General features: G+C 57.2%; 12 protein-coding genes and 1 pseudogene. 7 read left to right on the top strand and 6 right to left on the bottom strand.

The genetic code is table 11. The annotated features are described in order from the left end of the window. Positions 1-372: 372 nt before the first annotated feature. From C487_RS21360 to C487_RS19075, 5 genes and pseudogenes are all read right to left on the bottom strand, one after another. On the bottom strand, positions 373-573 hold the full coding sequence (locus C487_RS21360; RefSeq protein WP_083864439.1) for a hypothetical protein: 201 nt from the start codon (positions 571-573) through the stop codon (positions 373-375). Between the two features lie 322 nt (positions 574-895). After that, positions 896-1,456 (bottom strand): SWIM zinc finger family protein, encoded by a 561-nt coding sequence (locus tag C487_RS00145; RefSeq protein ID WP_006183621.1) that lies wholly within the window; start codon positions 1,454-1,456, stop codon positions 896-898. 164 nt (positions 1,457-1,620) lie between these two features. Further along, a complete protein-coding gene (locus C487_RS00140) occupies positions 1,621-4,707 on the bottom strand; it encodes a DEAD/DEAH box helicase (RefSeq protein ID WP_006183619.1) in 3,087 nt (1,028 codons plus the stop codon). 836 nt (positions 4,708-5,543) lie between these two features. Then, positions 5,544-6,829, bottom strand: a pseudogene (locus C487_RS00135) (IS4 family transposase). Between the two features lie 168 nt (positions 6,830-6,997). Beyond that, the gene (locus C487_RS19075; protein WP_083864437.1) at positions 6,998-7,441 is read right to left on the bottom strand and encodes a hypothetical protein; all 444 of its coding nucleotides are present in this window, start codon (positions 7,439-7,441) and stop codon (positions 6,998-7,000) included. 240 nt (positions 7,442-7,681) lie between these two features. Between C487_RS19075 and C487_RS21655 the strand changes: the two genes are divergently transcribed. Both C487_RS21655 and C487_RS00130 read left to right on the top strand, forming a co-directional pair. Next, a complete protein-coding gene (locus C487_RS21655; RefSeq protein ID WP_338045806.1) occupies positions 7,682-7,885 on the top strand; it encodes a carotenoid oxygenase family protein in 204 nt (67 codons plus the stop codon). A gap of 341 nt (positions 7,886-8,226) precedes the next feature. Then, a complete protein-coding gene (locus C487_RS00130; protein ID WP_006183615.1) occupies positions 8,227-8,652 on the top strand; it encodes a hypothetical protein in 426 nt (141 codons plus the stop codon). Between the two features lie 142 nt (positions 8,653-8,794). On the opposite strand, the gene C487_RS00125 is transcribed toward C487_RS00130, so the two are convergent. After that, the gene (locus C487_RS00125) at positions 8,795-11,035 is read right to left on the bottom strand and encodes a DNA cytosine methyltransferase (protein WP_241431036.1); all 2,241 of its coding nucleotides are present in this window, start codon (positions 11,033-11,035) and stop codon (positions 8,795-8,797) included. Between the two features lie 638 nt (positions 11,036-11,673). Between C487_RS00125 and C487_RS21260 the strand changes: the two genes are divergently transcribed. The 5 genes from C487_RS21260 (at position 11,674) to C487_RS21250 (ending at position 21,165) form a co-directional block, all read left to right on the top strand. Further along, a complete protein-coding gene (locus C487_RS21260; protein ID WP_206538373.1) occupies positions 11,674-12,693 on the top strand; it encodes a hypothetical protein in 1,020 nt (339 codons plus the stop codon). A gap of 73 nt (positions 12,694-12,766) precedes the next feature. Next, positions 12,767-14,422 carry a hypothetical protein gene (locus C487_RS21255; protein WP_206538372.1) on the top strand — a complete coding sequence of 552 codons (1,656 nt, stop codon included), beginning with the start codon at positions 12,767-12,769 and terminating at the stop codon, positions 14,420-14,422. 5 nt (positions 14,423-14,427) lie between these two features. Further along, positions 14,428-18,243: a helicase-related protein gene (locus C487_RS00115; protein WP_006183613.1), complete on the top strand. Its 3,816-nt coding sequence runs from the start codon at positions 14,428-14,430 to the stop codon at positions 18,241-18,243. Positions 18,244-18,255: 12 nt separating this feature from the next. Beyond that, positions 18,256-20,211 carry a hypothetical protein gene (locus C487_RS00110; protein ID WP_006183612.1) on the top strand — a complete coding sequence of 652 codons (1,956 nt, stop codon included), beginning with the start codon at positions 18,256-18,258 and terminating at the stop codon, positions 20,209-20,211. A 24-nt stretch (positions 20,212-20,235) separates the two neighbouring features. Further along, positions 20,236-21,165 carry a phospholipase D-like domain-containing protein gene (locus C487_RS21250; RefSeq protein ID WP_006183611.1) on the top strand — a complete coding sequence of 310 codons (930 nt, stop codon included), beginning with the start codon at positions 20,236-20,238 and terminating at the stop codon, positions 21,163-21,165. The last annotated feature ends 130 nt before the right edge of the window (positions 21,166-21,295 follow it).

Below are 21,295 nucleotides of genomic sequence, written 5' to 3'. Positions count from 1 at the left end.
GCACAGACTTCTCCTCCTCATTCCTCTCGAAAAGTAGCCTCGATAAGCCGTCGCTGTCACGCGGTTCTCGTCTTAGCTAAAGACGGATGATCCGATATATCACCTGTCGCGTGATCCACTGCGCGCGACACTGCCCGGATTCAATCATCGCCCACCCTCAGTCCCGTCCGGTGTTGATCGCTGTCCCCGATCCGCCGGACATACCGCTTTTCGAGACTCGAGACACACCGTGTGCAGAGTGAACTCTGTGTGCGTGGGGCATCAACTACAACTATCTATGAAGGGAGAGTTTCATCACTGCTTACAGCTGATCTCGATTTGAGCTGTTCTTCTCAGGAAATACGGTGTGTCTTTCGTACCGCAAGTCCCGTGTCATCGGTCGAATATTCCAATATCAGCATTTTCACTATCTGGTCCAGCGACTGCTTTCGCACACTCGAGCTCACGGATCTCTCGCTGAGCCTGTCGTTCGAGCAGTTCGTCCCGCCGACACCGTTCACGAGCGACATCGTCGACACTGTCCTCGTCATCGATCGTGAAACGCTTACCACGGTGATCGATCTGCTCGAGCATCAGTACTGATCCTTCGCTTCGTCCACCGCGGCATCTCGAGCGTCGGCTTGGAGGTGCTCGTAGCGGACCTCACAGCTGTCCGAACAGAACCGACCAGCATATCCTGCACGATCACGAGCAGGTTCCGAACACGTCGGCATTCGGCACTCGTTGCGGTCAGTCATCTGGCGATTCCCCGGTTCAGGAGCTGAGTCGTTTCAGTGGCTGTCGATGTGATTGCTGTCTCTCGTTGTCTCATGGGTTGCTACGGTGGACTTCCTTCGAGTCCCCGCACCCCTTTCGGGGGTTACAAACCGTCTCAAGTGATGAGATCGCTCGACAGTCAGCGGCTGAACGTGCCATCTGGCGCAGGGATAAGTCCCGTGCGGATCTCGAGGTCGACACGGCGAAGATGCTTACAGCCGTCGTCTGGCTGGCACTGCTCGAAATCAGGGCAGGTACACGTTGCTGCCTCGATATCGACCTTGTAGGTGTTCCCGCTCTCACTCCTGACCTCATAGAGCGGACCCAGTGTCGCAAAGTGAACGTCCAACTTCTCGTTCAGTGCACGACGAGTTCGTGGGTCGTCGATCGAGTAGCCACCTGCCTCGAGGGCAGTCGACGGCTGGGGGTTGTCGCAGGGGGTGGTGAACTCGTCGCGATGGTTGCGCTCTTGGCTGCACTTTCTGCAGCGCCAGTAGCGAGTCCGATACTCGTAGCCATCAGTGAGATTGAGTTCGTACGGTGTTGGCTCCGCGCCTGGCAGCCACTCGTCGATCGCGACGAGTTCATGTCCGTTCAGTCGGGCAATGTCTCCTGGGTAGCTGCGATCGCGGTCGCTCGTGTACTCGTTTGTCGGTTGATCTCGATGCGGGTCGCTCTGGAGTGGTCGATTTGTACTCATTCGTGGCCTCGAGGCACACGAGTATGCGCCTCACTCTCTCAGGCTCAGAAAAACTAACTGGCCACGCTTGATCTACCTTAGTCCTGGCAATCGGCTTTACGGACTGCACCAATGCTGCAATCGTGATTGACGGGCCTTCGAAGTGAGAGTCGAGGCTCGCCTATTCACTTCTTATCCGGGACCATCACTGCAGCATTGACCAGCTCAGGGGCTTTCGGAAGAACGGATTCCTCTTCTCGCAGCTGTTCGAATTCGTGCTTGCGTTCGTCCCGAAGCTCCTCGAGCTTTGACTTTGCATTCCGAATGGGGAGTTTCATGTCCTTCCCATTCTGATGATCCCGCTGATATTCCTCAAGCCGATTTTCCCAAGTGTTGATGGCGTTTTCGAAATATCTCTCCGCGTGCTGGCGCTTGATGTCAACGTTCTCTTCCTTTTCTTTCTCCGCTTCTTCAGCCATCGCCTCAACCTGTAGCTGTGCTTCTCTCTTCGCTACATCGACAAGGTCTCTGGCGTTTTCCGTTACACGGCTGACCTGTTGATGATTCTCCGCCCGATCCGGCGAGATCGAGCCATCACTGTCGGGGATTTCGGACCAGACGTCTCCGTCAGCAGTTACGTACATGGACACGAATTCTTCCGTCTCGTCTCTTCCATCCGCTGTTTCATAGCCGAGCCGGAAATTGCACCTGAGACCCGGTTCAGTGGAAGGATCAGCGGTACGCTTCACCACCGTTCGACCATCAATCCAGTTACCGTCGAGGCAGTATTCAACAATAGCCTGTACGACTGGATGATTCACCGATAGGAATTCCAGATTGCTATCCTCCTTTGCGAGGTCCTGATCGAACGTTGCCTGACTATACGAACCCCGCACATCTTCTCTCCCGAGTTCGATCACCCCTGGAACATCAATCGAGAACACTTTCCCGTCGAGCCGATGATCACTGCGCTCTTTAATTTCTCCATCAAGTTCGGCAAAGAACAGCTCAAGAAGTTCGCGCACCTCGCTTTGACCAATGTGATCTTCTCTGCTATCTTCAATCAAATCCTGGATCTCTTTGAGGTCAGACTCACCGAACTGGTCGCTGATCAGGAAATTTTCCTGAACCGTCTTTACTGCCTCCTTTCGTTCTTCGATGATTCTGTCGAGGTCGTCGACGACCTTCTTGCTCGATTTATCGTTTGTCACCGCATCCATAATTCGTTCTTCGAGGTCGAAGTCGCTGTCATCAAGAACCATCCCCAGTACGTCTGAACGCATTCCGAGATCGTTCTCAATTCGATCGATTTTTTCGACCAGCTGTTCGAGAATTTCGCTCTCTCGAGTATCATCGACGAAGAGGTTGTGAATATGGACATCCCGGTCCTGGCCGTAGCGGTGAAGGCGTCCCATCCGCTGGTCGATACGGATCGGGTTCCAAGGCAGATCGTAATTCACCATAATATGCGCGAACTGGAGATTGATACCCTCCCTAGCTGCATCTGTTGCGAGCATAATGTTCGCGTCTCCACGGAATTTTTCAACCTGCTCTCGACGGGTCTGCTGTCCCATCGACCCATGGATCTGTGCAGTATCATATTCCTCAAGGACCTCATCTCTGAGGTACTCGAGGGTATCCGTGTACTCGGTGAAGACGAGGACCTTCTCGTCAGGATCCTCGTTGAGGAGACTCTCGGTAAATTCTCGGAGTTCTTGAGCTTTTGAGTCTACTTCGATAGATCGCGTTCTTTCAATCAGGTCTTCAAGAACTTCCAGTTCTTGGTTTAGCTGCTCGGGATCCTGTCCGGTAGACACCTTCTGTAATTCGTCTTCGATACGTTCACGCTGCTTATCGGTGAGTGTTTCTGGCCGTTCTCGATACTCTGGTAGGAGTTTCTTTACCACCTGCGAGAGCTCTCCCTGTTGGCCACCATTTCGAAGAACCCGTGCTCGTTTCTCGAGTGAGCGCTGTATCGCCCGGATGCTTGATACCAGCCGCTTCTGATAGATGACCATCGAGAAGCCAGCGGCATGGGATTCTTGTTCCTCGCCGAGTCGATAGTCGTTCTGGAGGTAGTCTGTGATGTCTTCATATAGTGCGTGTTCCTGCTGCGAGAAGTCAACTGGACGTGTATGGATTTTCTTCTCTGGGAACATCGGCGACCCATCAGAGTGAACCATATTAGGATTGCTCTTGAGACGCCGGATCATCACATCGTTCAGTTTGTCCGGGGAAATATCGTGTTCGTCCTCGAAACGATATGGCTCGAGGAGATCGATCATGAGATAGAACTGATCATGTTTTCCCTTGTGTGGTGTCCCCGTGAGGAACAGTAGCGAATCAGTGTTCGGTGAAACGGCCTCTCCGACGTTGTATCGGTCCGTTTTGCTGAGCGTCCCGTCGTTCTCTTTTCGTGCAGTCAGGTGGTGGGCCTCGTCGAAGACCGCAATATCCCATTCGGTGTTTTCGAGCGCCTCGAGCATATCGTCCTGCTTGGCAAAATCGATCGAGGTGATGACCAGATCGTCCTGTTGCCAGACCTCGTCTTTTGAAGTCGTCTGACAGACGCTCCTTACGTAATTGCGGTCGTAGATGACGTAGTCCTGGTCGAACTTCGCCTTCATCTCTTCTTGCCACTGTGTCTTTAGCGAGGCAGGAGTAACGATCAGAACCCGTTCGGCTCGATCACGGGCAAGCAGTTCTTCGATAACGATGCCAGCTTCGATGGTTTTCCCGAGCCCGACCTCGTCACCGATGAGGTATCGCTGATCGTGGGAATTCAGGATTTCGTGAGCTGCCTCAACCTGATGGGGGGTGACATCGATTCGATTTCCTTCTAGCGAAAGGAACCGATCAAATCGATAGGCAAGGTTCAGGCGAACCGCTTTTTCAAGCAGATCGAATCTCGGTAAGGTGTCAAACTGCATCATAGAAAGTTGGTCGGTAACCCCTGCCAGCGGTTCGATCCCTTTCTTGTCAGCGGGAACCGTCTTGAGGTCGCCATCTGTGGTGTGGACGTAAAGTAGATCAGCGTGATCAGGCCGCTCTTCTATTTTTATAATTTCACCTTCTCCGCCAGGGAACTGTACTTTTTCACCGCTTTCGAAGTCAACCATTTTTGACACGAGAGGCAAGTCTGGTTTCTGTTTGACGATACGCCCATCATCCGTATGAATGAGCAGACAATCATCCTCTACACGTACAACGATCCCCTCCCCACCGTAATACGACACCCTGTCCCCGGGTTTGAATAGATTCTCGTCTGACACTCTCCAATTATCGTTATTCAGGTGTTATTAACTCTTTGGCAGCTAACATGAGTGTGGATTTCTAGCCGTGGTAGAGCAGAAACGGGCTTGATCACCTTCTATTCTCTTTCCAGTACAGACACGAAGTCGCTAGAGGACAGGACGGACAGGAGGGGTCAGAAGGGGTACAGATGGCATCAGCCAGATCCAGTAGTGCAAGGTTTAGCGCCCGGCATAATCCCGGGCTGTCGGGCACGAGCGAATCAAAGAACTGGTAAACCTCTTCACTCTTGTGCGGCTGGGAGGGCATATTATAGCCGAACACCCGTTCGCCAACGCGTGCGAAATTAGTGTCGACAAGTGCCATTGGTTCGTGAAATGCGAATATCATCGTTGCTCGAGCAGAATAGGGGCCAATTCTCCACGGACGTTGTAATTCCTTCAGTGACGCTGGTACGCTGTCGCCGTAATCTTCACGCATGTGTTTACCCCCATAGAGTTCCTGGCTGAGCCACTGAGACGGCTGAAAACAGCACCCTCTATTTGATTTATATATCTCTCAGTNCGGCGGTCGAATTTTACGGATTTCTAATTGAATTCCCCGATTTTGAACCTACTGTCCTCCTGCGATTTCTGGGGGTAAACACATACATCTTCACCAAGTATCTGAGCAACATCCTCGAGTGTACGCGTTCGGCATTGGTCTTTAGTTAGGCCTCTGCAGCCGGTTTGATGGCGGTAGCGAGCTGTTCTTGGAGAACCGGGCGTTGTTTGTGGATCTTCTGTGCGTCGGCGATGAGGCGGTCAAGCAGNNNNGCGGGGATCGCGCTCGAGGACGTATTCGCATTGGTCTTTAGTTAGGCCTCTGCAGCCGGTTTGATGGCGGTAGCGAGCTGTTCTTGGAGAACCGGGCGTTGTTTGTGGATCTTCTGTGCGTCGGCGATGAGGCGGTCAAGCAGTGGTGGCGGAGAATACCCGAGGTAGCCACTCAACCGGTAGAGAATGAGCTGGGCGTGCGACCGGAAGGTCGCCGCCCAGCGTTCCGGCGGAAACACGAGGGCATCATCTGCGTGTTCGATGACCAGGCTGAGCAACTCACGGCTCACGACCAAGGACAACAGCGCCGCGTACAGCAGAATCTCTACGACGTGCTTCTTCGTCGTATCGAACTCATCCAGTCTGTACTGCGTCTTCAGCTCCCGAAACAGTAGTTCTACTTCCCAGCGACAGCGGTAGATCGTCGCTAGATCCTCCGGCAGGAACTCTTCACGCGAGAGATTCGTGATGTACAAATGGTAGTCGTCGGCGTCCTCGTTGCGGACGCCGACGACGCGGAACCGTTTCGTATCACGTGACTGCGTGCCCGCGTACTCTCTCCGGTCAAACTCGATCTCAACTTCGACGTCGATGTACTTGCGGCAGAGATCGTCCACGACGTCAAAGATTTTCTTCCCCTCCAAGGGAATGGCGCGGCCGCGCCATTCCCGTAATTCGTCGGTTACAACCGGGTTAGAGCTGCGTTTCAGTCGGCTCACGAAGTAGCCGTCGTTCTCGTCGATCAATGCGAACCGCCGGNCCGCCGGTACTTGAAATAGGCCAGATCGAGGATCGCTAGCCGACCTTCGAGCCACGATCCTGTCTCGAACTGCGTACTGTCGTGTCTTTTCTCGTCTATGACGCTGAACCGGTCGATCGTCTGCTCAGTGACGTTGTGGAGCAGGTGGAGCCGTGCTCCAGCCTGCTCCTCACGGCGACCTTCGTACTCCTCAGAAAGCAACTCGTGAAGCCGGAGAACCGTTCCATCTGCGATCATCACGTCTCTGAATCGGTTGAACTCCTCTGAGACGGTGTGGGGGACAGCGACCTCGTCGAGCCCGTACTCGACGAGGTCGCGGAGGTACTCTGCGAGAGTCGGCGTCAACCGCTGATAGAACCCTCCTGAGGACAATGTCTTGTCTGCAGTCGAGTTGTAGCTTCGTCTGAAGCTGGCGAGCGTTCGGCTTGCGCCGCCGGCGAAGCCGAACGCAAATGACCAGACGAGCGGTGGAATCTGCAGCTTCCGATCGCGCTCGACCACGCCGACGGCATCGGCGTGGTCTTCGAGCGCTTCAGATGGAAGGAAGTTAGTGAGATGGTGTTCCACTTCCTGTGAGGAGGGGTTAGAGTGCACATCTTCCGCCTCCTCATTCCTTCCGAAAAGTAACTCCGATAAGCCGCCGCTATCGTGCGGTTTTGCGCCTAACTAAAGACGGATGNGTGCACATCTTCCGCCTCCTCATTCCTTCCGAAAAGTAACTCCGATAAGCCGCCGCTATCGTGCGGTTTTGCGCCTAACTAAAGACGGATGACGCGTTCGGTGATTTACAAATCCGAGCGACGAGACGGAATCTCTGATCTCTTCCTCCGAAGCTTTACGGATAGCTGCTGGTTCAGGGAATCGATCGAAAAAATCATCGTAGACTTCGCTGACTGCGTCTGCTCGTGTTCGCTGAAGAAGTATTTCAGAAACGTACACCCGCCAGGGATCGGTTGTATTTCGCCAGGGGAAGTTTCGGCCCTCGTTCCTGAGCCATGCCAGAAGAGATGGGACAGCTTCAAGAAATTCCTCAATTCTCTTTTCAGCGGAGGTGACTCCGTTCTCTTCAAGCAGTGCTGCCGCTTTATCGATCTTAATCAGTGTATGGAGTTCATCAACTGTGGTTGATGTGCGACCGAATGGCAGTGGAATATCTTGGCCGGAGTCAGTGCTGTCCATTCAATGTCAGTATTAAGGGGGATCAAACTGCAAGGATTTTTCTGCTGTAGCTTCAACCCTTGACCTGCCAAAGTCAAAAGCTCTGAGAGCTTATCTCCATAAATAGGTGAGAAAAAGCACGTTGTCGAACTCTCTCATGAAGACAGCAGAACATTTGAACGGTTGATATTAACCTAGCTGTTCACGATTGGGAATGTACTAGTTTCGTAAAACAGCTCGAATCACGTAATCCGGATCAACGTGCACGAAGGATTGATTGCTATTTCATCTGAATGTGTGGCTGTTACAGTATCCAGCGCTGGCTTTCACTTGCTGACCACCGAAGTTCACGACCACCACCCGACGGTCGAGGGCTCTATGCCCGACTGGCTCTCTGGGACGCTGATCCGCAACGGCCCCGCCGGCTTCGAGGTCAGTGATCGCCGCGCCAATCATTGGTTCTAGCGATGCTCCGCCTTCTACGACGGTTTGCTCCGCTGCTCGAACTGGTTCCTCTGTACCGATGCCCAACGCGGACACAATGGTCGGTCGGCTGACCGGCCAGTTCGGCACTGACACGCGTGGCTGGCGCCGCATCCTCGAGGCCACAACCGCTCTAGGAGTCCTCTATCTGACCGACAATGCGAACGTTCATGTCACCCACATTGACAGCGAACACGTCGCACTCACCGAGACCCGCGCCGGGTCGCCTTCGATCCCGAGGCGCTCGATACACTTCTCTCTGTCTTCCGCTTGGCTGCAAAGTGCTGGTAATGTTTATCCGGGAGGTATCCCTCGGACGAGGTATGGACGACATCGAGGGCCAGGTAATCTTGGACGTGCAAAAGCTGGCTGGAGGGGAGCACGAAGTATTAGAGTGGGAAGTTGACGTACCTAGTGAGTCGGTGGTCCTCGAACTTGGTGATGGATCGCTACTGATCCCTGTTAATGATACCGAGGCTAACAGACCTGGAATCTTCCAGACAAAGGGGGTTGACCAGTGGGACGATCTCACCGGTTCCATGATCACTAATCTAGCTCCTATGTCAGTGGAAGCGATGGAGTACCGAGACTGGGATTCATTCGGTTATCGACCACCCGTCCTCACCCTTGATACAGGGGAACACCTATACCCGGTAGCTGATCCGGAAGGCAATCAGTTCGGAGTCTTGTTCCGAGTACAGGACGACGAGACCTTTATCGTCGACTTCGAACCAGCGACAGGGAAGTAATCCTTAGAAATCGACGTACTGTGATTCCCGCTCTTGCCGCTCTTGCAGGTCTCGTCTAGTCGCTAGTACACAACGAAGGGGTCGTTCCTCACATCGGATCCACGTGGTACCCTGCTCACAGTCTCCGAGAAATCAACCCGATTCAGTCGTCAGAAACCGCTTTACCAGAGTTTGATGCATCTGTACTGGCTGCAGGGAACTCTCCAGCTTCAACGAGAGAGTCGAGCACTTCACCAATGCGTTTCCCTGCAATCGGTGGTACCGCGTTCCCGATCTGTTTGAACCAGCTCGTAAAGGGTCCCAAGAAGATGTAGTCATCCGGGAAGGACTGTAACCGTGCCGCCTCGCGAGGGGTAATACCACGATTTCGCTTTGGATCCGCGCGGTCGGGGCTTGGACGTGCATGCTTGTAGTAATCTGGCAGCACGTAGCTATTCGCATCTTTAGCTAGATGAGCCACGATTGTCGGGGAGGGCTCTGACCATTCAAGCATACGGTACTTATCTCCGAACCGCTTATTTTCGGCAGTCCCGACGTCATATTCGACATATTCTGCATATTCTCCGTCAGAATTATACTTCACGTCCCATCCGGTATCGCCAGGACTCAGAGCCTTATCAAATAGAATCTGATCTTTCTCCATCGGGTGATCTCGAGCCTGATGGTTGAAACAGAGGCTGGTTCCAGAATCGAGATCATGAGTACGCACGTAGTCGCTCCTAAAGCCACGTCCCGTCCTCGGGAGTAGTCTTCCACCCTCCCCTCGCCGAAGACGGGGGAGTCCGGAGAGTCCCTGCTGGATACTCTGTGTTTTGCCTTCTATCGAGAGTTCATTCAGCATATCATCTGCTGTTGCACTCTCTGTGAGGTCGTCGCGGATCCCAATCAGAAGCACCCGTTCTCGTTTTTGTGGGATGCCGAGTTCAGTCATGTCCTGTAGCTTGTACTCGACATCATACCCCGGGCCTGTTTCACTAAGCATTTCGAGGTCCTCTATCACCCAGTCAATGACCCGAATGTCAGTATCTCCTACCTCGTTGACCATCCCCTCGACGTTCTCCATCACGATGGCCTTTGGCCGGAGTTCCTCGACAGCTTTCACGTACTGCGTGTAGAGGGTCGTCCGGTCGTCATCGAGAATGCTGTAGTCCTCGTCGTCTCCTCGACGCGACCGGTACCCTGCATTGGAGAGCGACTGACACGGTGGGCCACCGACCAGCAGGTCGGGCTCGTTTACAGCCTCTTGGATACGCGTCGTGAGATCCACCTCGCGGACATCCCCACAGACGACGTTTCGGTGTGGGATTTCGGGATGGTTCAGGCGATACGTCGCCACGGCGTCCGTATCAATATCGATCGCCCACCTGATATCGTAATCCGCCTGCCGTAATCCACACGAAAGGCCACCGGCCCCCGCGAAGAGGTCGACAGCGGTTGGCCCATTCCGCTCTATCTGTTGCTGTCGCAGGCGGTGTGTGAGCATGAACTTCCGGATTTCGCAGTCTTCGCCACAAACATCTGTTCCTGCAGTGACTGCGTGTGTGGCAAGTGCCCGATAGAGCGGAGCGATCAAACGGTCGGTCAACTCCTCTTCGAGCGCGTGGCGACGACTCTCCGCCGTATGCAGCTCCTCTGGATCGAGTAACCCGAGTGCACACAGAAACTCATCAACGCACGGGTCAGCCGGCCAGACAGGCTTATCGAAGGCCGTCTGTAGGAGCCACCACCCGTCATCTTGTTCAATTCCGGGGACACTCGCGAGGAAGTCTACATAGTTCTGGTACTGCACCCTCGAGAAGTCGCGGAGCGTCACCCCGTCCGTATAGTCGGTCTCTTGAACGGCCACGAGAAGCTGTTCGAGGCGAGAAACCCGATCCTTGCTTATTCCCTTCAGTGAGCAGGCTTCTTGGAGAACCTCTGACAGCTCATCGTGGTCCATTGAAGCGAGTGTTTCCCAGTCTCCGTGTTGCTCCCGGAGTTCCCTGACGGTTCGTCTGGATTGTCGCTGGAAGAAGCGTTCCGCTGGAGCAGTGACGGGAGGTCCTAGGACCACCGCAGCTACGGCATCCAGCGGATCATCGCTCCCGCAGAGTGGGTCATTGCAGGGGCAGAGCGTGTCGGCCGTTTCACCGTGAGCAGAGTCCAGCATCGCGTATCGGCAGTCGTCACCATTTTTACCGCGCTGCCGCGCCAAGCGCTCCGGCGTCGACCCGGGACAGCCGACCGGGATCATTCGCTGTTTGCGCATATGGGCTGCCGTCAGCGTGTCAATGAGGAATTCGATATTGTCGAAGAGTAACTGTCGATGGGCGTCACGCTCCGTGGGTGGCGCTGATCGCACTAGCGCCATCGGCGAATCGCAGCACGTGACCGATTCAGTCATACCAAGTGTTATTTCGTCACCAGGGATAAACTCCAGGATAATCAGATACTGCTTATTCCAGACACCTCCCACGACCGTTCAGCCACTACCTTTGTGGGAGTGATTGTCTTTACGAACAGGTTTTCCGCCTATTTTGACCAGATAACTGAAGGGGCCAGTATATAACCTCGAACCCGATGACCGAGCCCCTGATGCCCTCGGACGGACCTTGGTCACTCCCGAAGAGCCATGGGGGCACGTTGATGAGCAAGATGCTATCGTTTACCGATTCCTCGGTTCGCTTGTTCCAACCGATGAAGCCCCATCCAGATTGTTCAACCTCACACTTCTCGACGCGTTCTTCGCTGTACGCACGCGCACCCCAGTTGTGGTAGTATCCGTTTTCCTCATGGTTGTGACTTCACCCCGATGCTGCACGCACGTGCGCGCACGATGCGCGTGGGAGCGTGCGCGCGCTGCGCACCCGCGAGCGCGACTAGCGAACAACACTACCCAGACCCCTCCCGAATTTTTATGAGGGAGGGGTCTGTTTGTGGAAGCATGGCCTGCACCACTACTGGCCAACACAACGCCACTGCGTCGACGCAGCACCGTCCGAACAATAGTTCCGCCCTCTGTCCCGTGGAGCGTGGAAACGCATGACCGAGCCCGTGCGGCTCTCAGGATCTACCTCCAAGGCGTACGCCGAACGGCTACTCACCGCAGATAGCCCTGACGAGGTCCGAGCGGTCATCGACGAACTGGAGGAAGCCCTCTCTGAGTTGGGGGAAGCGTACGAAATCAACTGGGTACCCCTCGGTAACGACGAGAACAACTACTCCGACGTCTACACGCAGGCGAGTTCTCCGATGGCGGCGTTCTCGGAACTGCCGCTGAACGCGGAGGACTCACTCACCCTTCGCTTCTACGAGGAGGCCCGCGCGGTCGGCGACGACCCGAGCGCTTCCTCGATGAAGGAAGCCGCACAGTCGGACTGGGTTGACCTCGACGTCGCCGAACTCGAGATAATCGCCGACGGCTACGCACCGCAGGAGGGGAATTTGCTCAACCTCACGGTCCGCGACAACGGCAAGGGGAAAGCCCGCTCGGAGTTCGACGACTTCGTCGGGCTGCACGCACCCGGACTGAAGAAGCAGAAGTACGCCTTCCTGCAGGGGCAGTACGGTATGGGGAGCACCGCCGTAATGCAGTTCGCCGGAAACATCGAAGAGGAGTATAACGAGCGGGCGTTCAAGTTCATCGCAAGTGCGTCCGTTCATGAGCCGGGCGAGTGGTCGTGGACGTTAATACACGACAAGCCTCGCAAGAGTCAGGTGGAGTATCTTACGGTGAACGGCGGGTTCCCCATCTTCGACGGGACGTTCGGTGGGGCGCTCACGGATAAATTCCGCGAGAACTACCCTGAGAAGTACGACTTCGAGAAGAACACGACAACGCCCGATCCGCAGAGCCACGGCGCCTTCGTCAAGGTGTACGACTACCAGACGAACGCATCGCGAACGATGATAAGCGGCGATGAAGGGTTCCGGCACAAGTTCGAGCGGTCAGTCGTCGACTCACCGTACCCCATCCAGCTGACCGACCTCCGGTATAACTCACTCGAAGTTCCCCCAAAGTTCCACGCGAGGGTTCCTGCAAGAACTGGAGGACGGGAATGAGCACCTCCTCGAAGGAAGAGAGCATCTCACCGTCGATACCGACTCGGAAACGCTGGGCGAGCGAGACATCACCGTGCTGCTGTTCAAAGACGACGACCTCGGTGACGCCGCCGACGAGAAGAGTAAGTTCGTGTCCGGTACTTCGACGCACAAAGACGCTACTGGACGTACAGGGGTCCAGAAGGACCACGCCGTGATGCTCACCATCAACGGCCAGACCCACGGGAGCAAGGGTGAGTACTTCCTGAAGTCGCTGGGGTACTCGAAGGTCGCCTCAGACACCGTCGTTATCGCCGAGTTCGACGATCTCGCGAACCTCGGAATGGTGAACATGTTCAGCCCGTCGCGGGATACGCTGAAGGACTCTCCGCAGGCCAACAAGTTCCTCAACGCCCTCGAAGACGCCCTCGAAGGAAGTGACCTGCTCACCGATGAAGAGGAACGCCGACGGGCCCAGCGTGGAAACGCCGAACCGGCGACCGACACCGATACGTTCGCCGAGTTCATCGAGCGGAACCCGGAGGTCGGGAACTTCATGGCCACCGGCGAACGGATCCGCGCACCCCGCATCCGTCCGAGTGACGGTGGGAACGAGTCCGCGCCTGAGTCCGCCGACGACAACCTTTCCGACCACACTGACACCTCGGGTGGTGACGAAAACGGAGGCGACGCGCCGCACGCGCCGAAGCTCCCGACCTTCCTCGTCCCCATCGAGGAGTATAACCCCGGGAGCGAGGAGCACGTCCTCTGGGAGGCCGACGAGCCCATGCCCGTTGAGACCCCCGTCAACGGATCGGCGACAGTCCGGTTCGCCACGGACGCTCAGAACGACTACCTCGCCCGGGACGTCCTCTCGGGCACGCTCGAGGTTTCGTGTCCCGAGCAGCTCCGCGCGATCGAGCTTCAGGACGGTCTGCTCACGCTGACCGTGGACCCGCCCGAAGACGCCGATCCTGGAAAGGAGACAGCCCTGTCGGTCGAGCTGACCCGGCCGGACCCGCGCGACTGCTCATCGGTCGACGACCCGGCGGACGCCTATCCGGAACGTGTGGAGGCCGACGTCGCCACCGACGGCGGCGTGAACGTCGATACTGCCTCACTCACCGCACGCTGCCAACTCGAGTACGTCGAGGCGACAGACAATTCGCACTCCCCTTCCGAGAGCGAGAGCGACGGCGACGGCGACGGCGAGGGAGACACCACCGACACGTCCGGTGACGACGGCGCCAGCGCGAGCGACCGCGAAGGGACGGCAGGCAACGACGGTGTCACCGACGACTGGGGCTTCGAGATGCCCGACATCGCGTACGTTCACGAAAAGAACTGGCGAACCAACGACGATGGTGAGCCAATTAACCCAGAGGAGTTCAACGCAGACGATGCGAGGAACTTCGACGAACACACGCTGATACACCTCGACCCAAGTCAGGATGGCACCATCAGTGGCCTCTCACTCACGATCAACATGGACGCTGCCGCACTCCGGTCGTTCATCGTCGAGCGCAACGTCAAGGACACGTGGAAAGAGTTCGTCGAGCAGCACTACGAACTCGCGATGGTGTTCTACACCATCACCATGTACCGCGACTACGTCGGCGAGTACGGCACGAGTCTCAAGGACACGGACCTTATAACAGCCGAGGTTGTATCCCGGAGCATCAACGCCCTCGCTCCCACAATCATGCCTACCATCATCTCAGACGACCAGCTCGACCGGATTACAGAGTGATCAGTATGTCTATAGGAAGCAGTGCCGGGACTGAACCCCCGGCTGATGACGAACGCATCGCCCGGCACCTCCGCGAGACGGTGCTGAAACAGGCTCGTGGCGACATCGACGAGCGTGTCCAGCGGGACTTCCCCAGCGATCGATTCTTCGCGGGCGCGCTGGCGCCTGAAAGCGAGGATCAGCTAGACGATCCGGACGACGACCTGCAGTCGAAGATGCAGCCGACCGGCCTCGGCGCCACCGTTCGCGTACGAGGCGGCACCGAAGGCGACGAGCTGACCCTTTCGGTCAACGCGAGCGTGTGGGTTCGCGTTAACCCCACGTACGACGAGATGGTGAACCGGGACTCCTTCGTCGCACTGGGGGACCGCGACGAAGACGACGAGGGCGACAGCTTGCTCCCGGTTTTCGAACGGATCGAGCTCGATGTGCCCCCGATCAAGATCCCGTCAGCCGTGCTCCAAACGCCAAGGCGGACTACTCCGGATGTCATCCAAGAGCGTGCTCGGGAAGCGTTCCAGACGGCATTTGCTGACGCCCGTGAGTATGCTCGGGAGAACTACGACCTCTACGCTGAGACAGACGATGACGACACCGTCCCGCCGGCCGCGCTAGAAGACGAGGTAAGCTTCCGTGGCTACCTCGCTGAACGCGCTGCTGAGGGGTCTCCTGCTCTCCCCGACTGGCACGCTAGCCTGACCGTCGAGGTAATGGCTGACGAGGAGAACGGTGATGACAGTACCATCGTCGACTTCGAAATTGCGAACGAGGCAGTCCAGTCGCGCGACGACGCTATCTACACCATCCGGGACCCGACCCTGTTCGAGGTAGGGCTCAAACTGGAGACGAGAGGCGATCTCGAGTTCGTCCCCTTCACCTTCGACCCACTCCCCGAGGACTTCCGGTACAACCGCGACCTCTGGGGCCACGGGCGTAACTGCACAGTTACTGCCCCTGAACGCGACGACCAGAAGGTGGACGAGGACGGCATCCCGCCTGGCCGCCGCGCACCTGATGCAGCACCGACGGCGAATCGCCTGGAGACGCAGTTCATCCCGGAGTACCGCCAGCTCGTCTACGAATCCGCAGATCGCGACGCCAACACGGCGTTCGAGGTGCTCGCTGACCTAGAAAACGGCGGCCTGGATACCCTCAACGAAATCGCCGCCGAGATGCGGCAGTACCTCCGCGATGAGTACGACGCCGCTCTCGAACAGTATCGTGAGCGTGAAGACTGGGACGACGACCCCGAGACGGGCGATCTCGCCGACTTCAACGATGACCGTGACGCGTTCGAGCGCGAGATCGAGCGCTTCGAACGAGGGATCGAGTGCCTCCGTCAGCACCCTGAAACAGTCGGCCGCGCGTTCGAACTGATGAATGAGGCGATGGACCGGATGCACGAGTTCCCCGGCTGGCGCCTCTTCCAGTTGGTGTTCATCGTCATGGAGGTGCCCGACGTTGCTAGCCGTGAGTACGAGGAGTGGGCGGAGGTCGACTGGCGCGATGGGTCGACCGAGGACCGCGCGGAGGACGCCGATTCGCCCCTCGATGTCGTTGACGTGCTCTGGTTCCCGACGGGCGGTGGGAAAACCGAAGCGTTCCTCGGGGTCGCCGTCTGGAGTATGTTTTTCGACCGGCTCCGTGGGAAGAACTTCGGCGTGACCACATGGACGAAGTTCCCGCTCCGGCTTCTCTCGCTCCAGCAGTTCCAGCGGATGACGGAGACGGTGATGTACGCCGACCTTGTTCGCCGCGAACAGTCAGATATCGGCTCTTACCCCTCCCGCCCGTTCTCGATGGGCTATCTCGTCGGCAAGGCGAACACGCCGAACGCTCTCACCGGGTACGACAACAACAACCATCAGCGGTATCAGGGCCCATCTGGAGAGAGTCTCCGGCGTGAGGCGAAAGTCGTTCCCAGCTGTCCGGCCTGCGGCGCGGATGTTGAGGTCCAGGTCACCGAGGACGACCATCGGCTGACTCACTGTTGTACGGGGAGCAGCTTCGACTGCCCGTGGCAGTCGCGCTCACTAGACACCAGTGAGACGTACGCCGAGGAGGAACTCCCGGTCCACGTCGTCGACAACGAGCTCTACCGGTACGCGCCGACCATTCTCGCAGGTACGATCGACAAGATCACGGCCATCGGGTATCAGCGGAAGTTCGCTCACCTCATTACGGGCGAAATGACGCTCGAGTGCCCCATTCATGGGTTCGCAAGCCTCGGTGAGTGCACCGAGAAGTACGGCTGTCCGATCGACCAGGACGATTTCTCCGACATGGCGCGTCCGGTCGAACCCTACGACCCTGCGCCGTCGCTAATGGTCCCCGACGAACTCCACTTGCTGGAAGAGAGCATGGGGAGCTTCGACGGCCATTACGAGACCGGGGTTGCTGAGCTACAGGAGCTCGTCGAGGCCGGGAAGACGAAGGTGATTGCGCCGACAGCGACCATCACCGGATTCGAAGATCAGGTGCATAACCTGTTCATGCGGCCAGCCGAGCGCTTCCCCTCTCCGGGCCCGTACCTGCGCGAGAACTTCTACGCACAGGAGCGCGCAGAGACCCAACGCTACTACATCGGACTGGTACCCCACGGGAAAACCCACATCAACTCCATCATCGATCTCCTGTTCTACTACCACCGGGAGATACAGAACCTGTTCCGCAGGTCACTGAACGACCCGACTCAGGTGCTGACAGGTGCTGCACTCGAGGGGACGGACACAACAGCGCCGCTCGAGGCCGACTCGATCGACGAGGTGCTGGCCCTGCTCAGCTACTACAGCACCAGCATCACCTATCTGCTTTCGAAGAAAGACGGAGACCGACTGGATCAGTCCATCGTCTCCCAGCTCGACACCTATCTCCAAGAAGACGGCCGACCGCCGCTGGCCTCCGAGCGGATGACCGGTGGGACCGGGTTCGAGACCATCATGGAGGTCTTGGACGTCGTGGAGAACCCCTGGGACGAGGAAGCCGACGAACAGATCCTCAACCACCTGATTGATCGAGGGGTGGTCGAGGAGGACGTGACAGACTCCGTCCTCTCGCTTCGGAGCACGCTCGAGGCTAGCCTCGACGAGGAGAACGAGGTCATTGACAGCGATCAGTTCGACGTCGAGCGCGCCCGTGCGAGTGAAAATACGCGCGAGGCACTCGCCTGGCTGCTGGCGAGTCGACTCAATACGATTACGGCGACGAACATGATCGCCCATGGGGTTGACGTTGACCGGTTCAATATGATGACGTTCTTCGGGATGCCTCGCGGGACTGCTGAATACATCCAGGCAAGTTCCCGTGCAGGTCGGTCGCGCCCTGGCCTCGTGTTTAACGTTGCACACCCCATCCGGGAGCGTGACCTGAGTCACTACCACTTCTTCGAGAAGTACCACGCCTTCCTCGATCGGCTGGTCGAGCCCGTCCCGATCAACCGCTGGGCGAAAAACAGCGTCAAACAGACCCATCCGGGTCTGTTCATGGGGCTGCTGCTCAACCACTATATGTACCGTGACGGCAGCGGGAACCTCTACTTCGGTGATAACGCCGAGGGGTTCGCTGACTCCGTCGACGAGGGCGAACTCCGCCAGCAGATGCTGGGGATGTTCGGTGACCCTGACGACCACGAGGAGTTCCGGGGCGATATCGAGGATCTTACCAAAGAGGCTCTCTCGCAGCTCCGCCTCGACGATGACCAGTGGACGAGCGGCCGCATCAAGCGCTCGCCGATGCGCAGCCTTCGGGACGTCGACGAGCAACTCCCAATCCGGTCTGAGTACCGCTACCGAGAAATCTTCGAGACCATGGACAACCGGTGATCAACGATGAGTATGGAACGTAGCCGCCATCAGATCCTGTATCAGTTCCTTCCCGGGAACACGTTCGACTACAGCGACAAGCGCGGCATCTGGCAGGTGAACCGCCTCGAAACTACTGACGCAAGCGGCCAAGTGGACCGGGACTACATCGTCGACCGCGTGTTCGCCAGGGCGAAGAACTGGGACGGCGATGAACAGGGATTCACCTCGAACAACCCGTCGCACTATGACTTTGCCGCCCCCGAAGAGGTGCGTGCCCGCCCCTTCCCGACGACGTTCTACTGCACGAGCTGTCAGAAGGCCCATGGGTATTACTCTGCGGATGATCTCAACGGAAAAAACCAAGCGCTGAAGTGCCAGCGATCGGGCTGCAACGGTGATCTGAAGCAGTACCAGTTCGCCAGCGTCCACAGCTGCGGGGAAATCAGGCGGCTGTACCCCCAAAAGTGCCCCGAGCACGGCGATCAGCACATCGTCCTTGACACTCAGGACAGTCAGCGCGCGCAGAACTTCAAATGGCGCTGTAACATCTGTGGGTGGGACACTCGGGTAAGCTACTACCAGAACTGCGGCTGCGACTATGTCCCACCGGCGTACGAAGACGACCCGGACGAGGACAAGATGTACACCACCGTCCATCGTGCGGGCTCGACGTACTACCCACACTACCTGACGACTGTGAACCTGCACACCTCGGGGATTGGGCACCTCCGCGGAAGCGAGGACGGCTCACGTAAGGCACTCGCCAAGCACCTCGGACTCTCTGATTCTCCGCTGCAGGCCGTCGACATGAATGAGGGGATCGAGGGTGCCGAAATAGATGACGACCGGAAGATCGAGGTCTACCAGAACGAATCCGAGGTCGAATCGCTGGCCGAGGCTGAAGAGTGGCTCCGTGAGCATGGCGAAATCGACAGCCAGACCGTCGGTGAAGTCATCACAGATTTGATCGACCTGGACGCAGGCGAGAATGCCGAGGAGATGACTAACGCCGGTGACGAACTCCTCCAGTACGTGCTCAGTCTCGAGGAACTCACCGCCCACACAATCGACGAGCTGGAGGCCGACGCCCGCAATGAGGGGTTCCCACAGAAGGCCGACAAGATCTCGACCTACACCAACAACATCGAGCGTCTCGGGTTCAGGGACGTTCGCGTTATTGAGGATTTCCCTGTTCAGACGTTCGTCTACGGGTACACGCGTGGTAGCCGTGAGGAGGATGAAGCTCGGCTGAACGCCTTCTCCCAGAACGCAAGCAGCGGCGACGGGACCCCGATCTTCGTCGACACCTCAGAAACCGAGGCGACACAGTTCGACCTCGACCCAGCCGCGGTGTTACTCTGGCTGGCCGTCAACATCCCTGGTACCAGTGACGAAGACGCAGTTCGAGGGAGCATCACGCTTCCCACACTCCCAGAGAACCCGGAGCAGGCCGACATCGATCGAGCACGAGCAGCTATCGAAGAGCTCTCGGAGGCCGAGCAGTGGGCGTTCCTGCTGAATCATCTCGACCCCGTCGACCAGTACGGTCGGTTCGAGACCACTACTGATGACACCGTTGAGGGCCAGGTGACAAAGTACGTCTTCGAGATGCTGCACACGCTCTCACACATCCTACTGAAGCAAGCGAGCACCATCAGCGGGTTCGACCGGACGAATCTGAGCGAGTTCCTCTTCCCGCGCGCGCTGTCACTGGTGATCTATACCAATAACCGGGAGGAGTTCAACATCGGCGGGATGACCACCATGGTCGAACAGCAACTGGACGATCTCCTGGGCCAGGCGAAAGCCCACGGGAATGAGTGCATGATGGACCCGGTCTGTTCACAGCGTGACGGAGCCTGTCTGTCCTGTCTCCACGTGAGCGAGATCAGCTGTTCGTACTTCAACCAGGTCCTCTGTCGGGACTATCTGTTCGGGAGCCGACCCAACACGGACCGATCTATCGAGGGTTTCTGGCGACTGTAGTTTTCCTGCCTCTCGTTTCAACCTATGTCCAGCCAACATCTAGCCATTGATCGGACGCTTGCGATCGCCGATATTGCGGAGCACGATGAGACACTTCTGGATGAACTGGAAGGCCTCCTCCTCGTCGCTGCGGGCCGAGGCGAGCGTCTTTCTCCTGCTGCTGTCGCGCGCGATACGAGACTGAGTCGGGAGGCTGCAACCGACCTCTTCCGCCAGTTTCTGCAGTGTGATGTTGTCCAGCGAGAGTCCTACGAAACCGATCTGGTGGAAACCCGCTTTACCGTCGACGCCACGCGAACCCGCCAAGTTCTCGAGCGTGCCCAGGAGTCAATTCGCATACTGGCGGCCCATCAGGAGCGAGTCCCGACGACAACAGTAACGCCACTGATAACATTCCCTGACGATCCCGCATTCAGTGGCACGACTGCCGCCTCGTTCGGGATGGATGGACTGCTCTCGACGCTGGCCAGCCAGATCAAACGCTGTGACAGCGAGATTATCCTACTCTCCCCGTTTTTCGAGGGGGAAGGCTTCGGTCGTCTGGCCGACGTGCTCCTTGATGCACTCGAACGGGGGGTCGACCTGACGATCGTCACGCGCTATCTGTCGGATACAGAGTCGCACAATTACCATGTCATTCAGTCGTTCATGGACCGCGTTGCGGAGCAGGGGGTCGCTTCACGCGTCTCACTCGTCGACTACACAGTTTGGGATGACAGCACCCCGATGGAGGAGCGAACACAAGATGGGGAGAACCCGCAGTTTACCCTCCACGCGAAGGTGATGTTGTTTGACTCCCGAGCTGCGTATATCGGGAGCGCTAACGTCACCGATTATGGGTTCAATCGGTACCTCGAGCTTGGCGTGCTTCTCGAGGGTGCGAAGGTCACTCCCTTCCGAGAGCTCTGTACGTGCCTTCTTGACTCCGCGAGCGCGATCCGTGTCGATATCTGATGATCCACTTTCTCCGTCAAGCATCGCACGATATCGACGTTAACACGCCATCCGATTCGCCGGACGGCATCGTGTTTCACGGCCGTTGAAAAGTATTAACTGTAAGGGAAATAGCGACTACAGTATAGCT

Source organism: Natrinema pallidum DSM 3751 (assembly GCF_000337615.1).
In the GTDB taxonomy this organism is placed as follows: domain Archaea; phylum Halobacteriota; class Halobacteria; order Halobacteriales; family Natrialbaceae; genus Natrinema; species Natrinema pallidum.
Note: the sequence above shows the minus strand (reverse complement) of the source record. Positions and strands in the feature narration are given on the sequence as shown.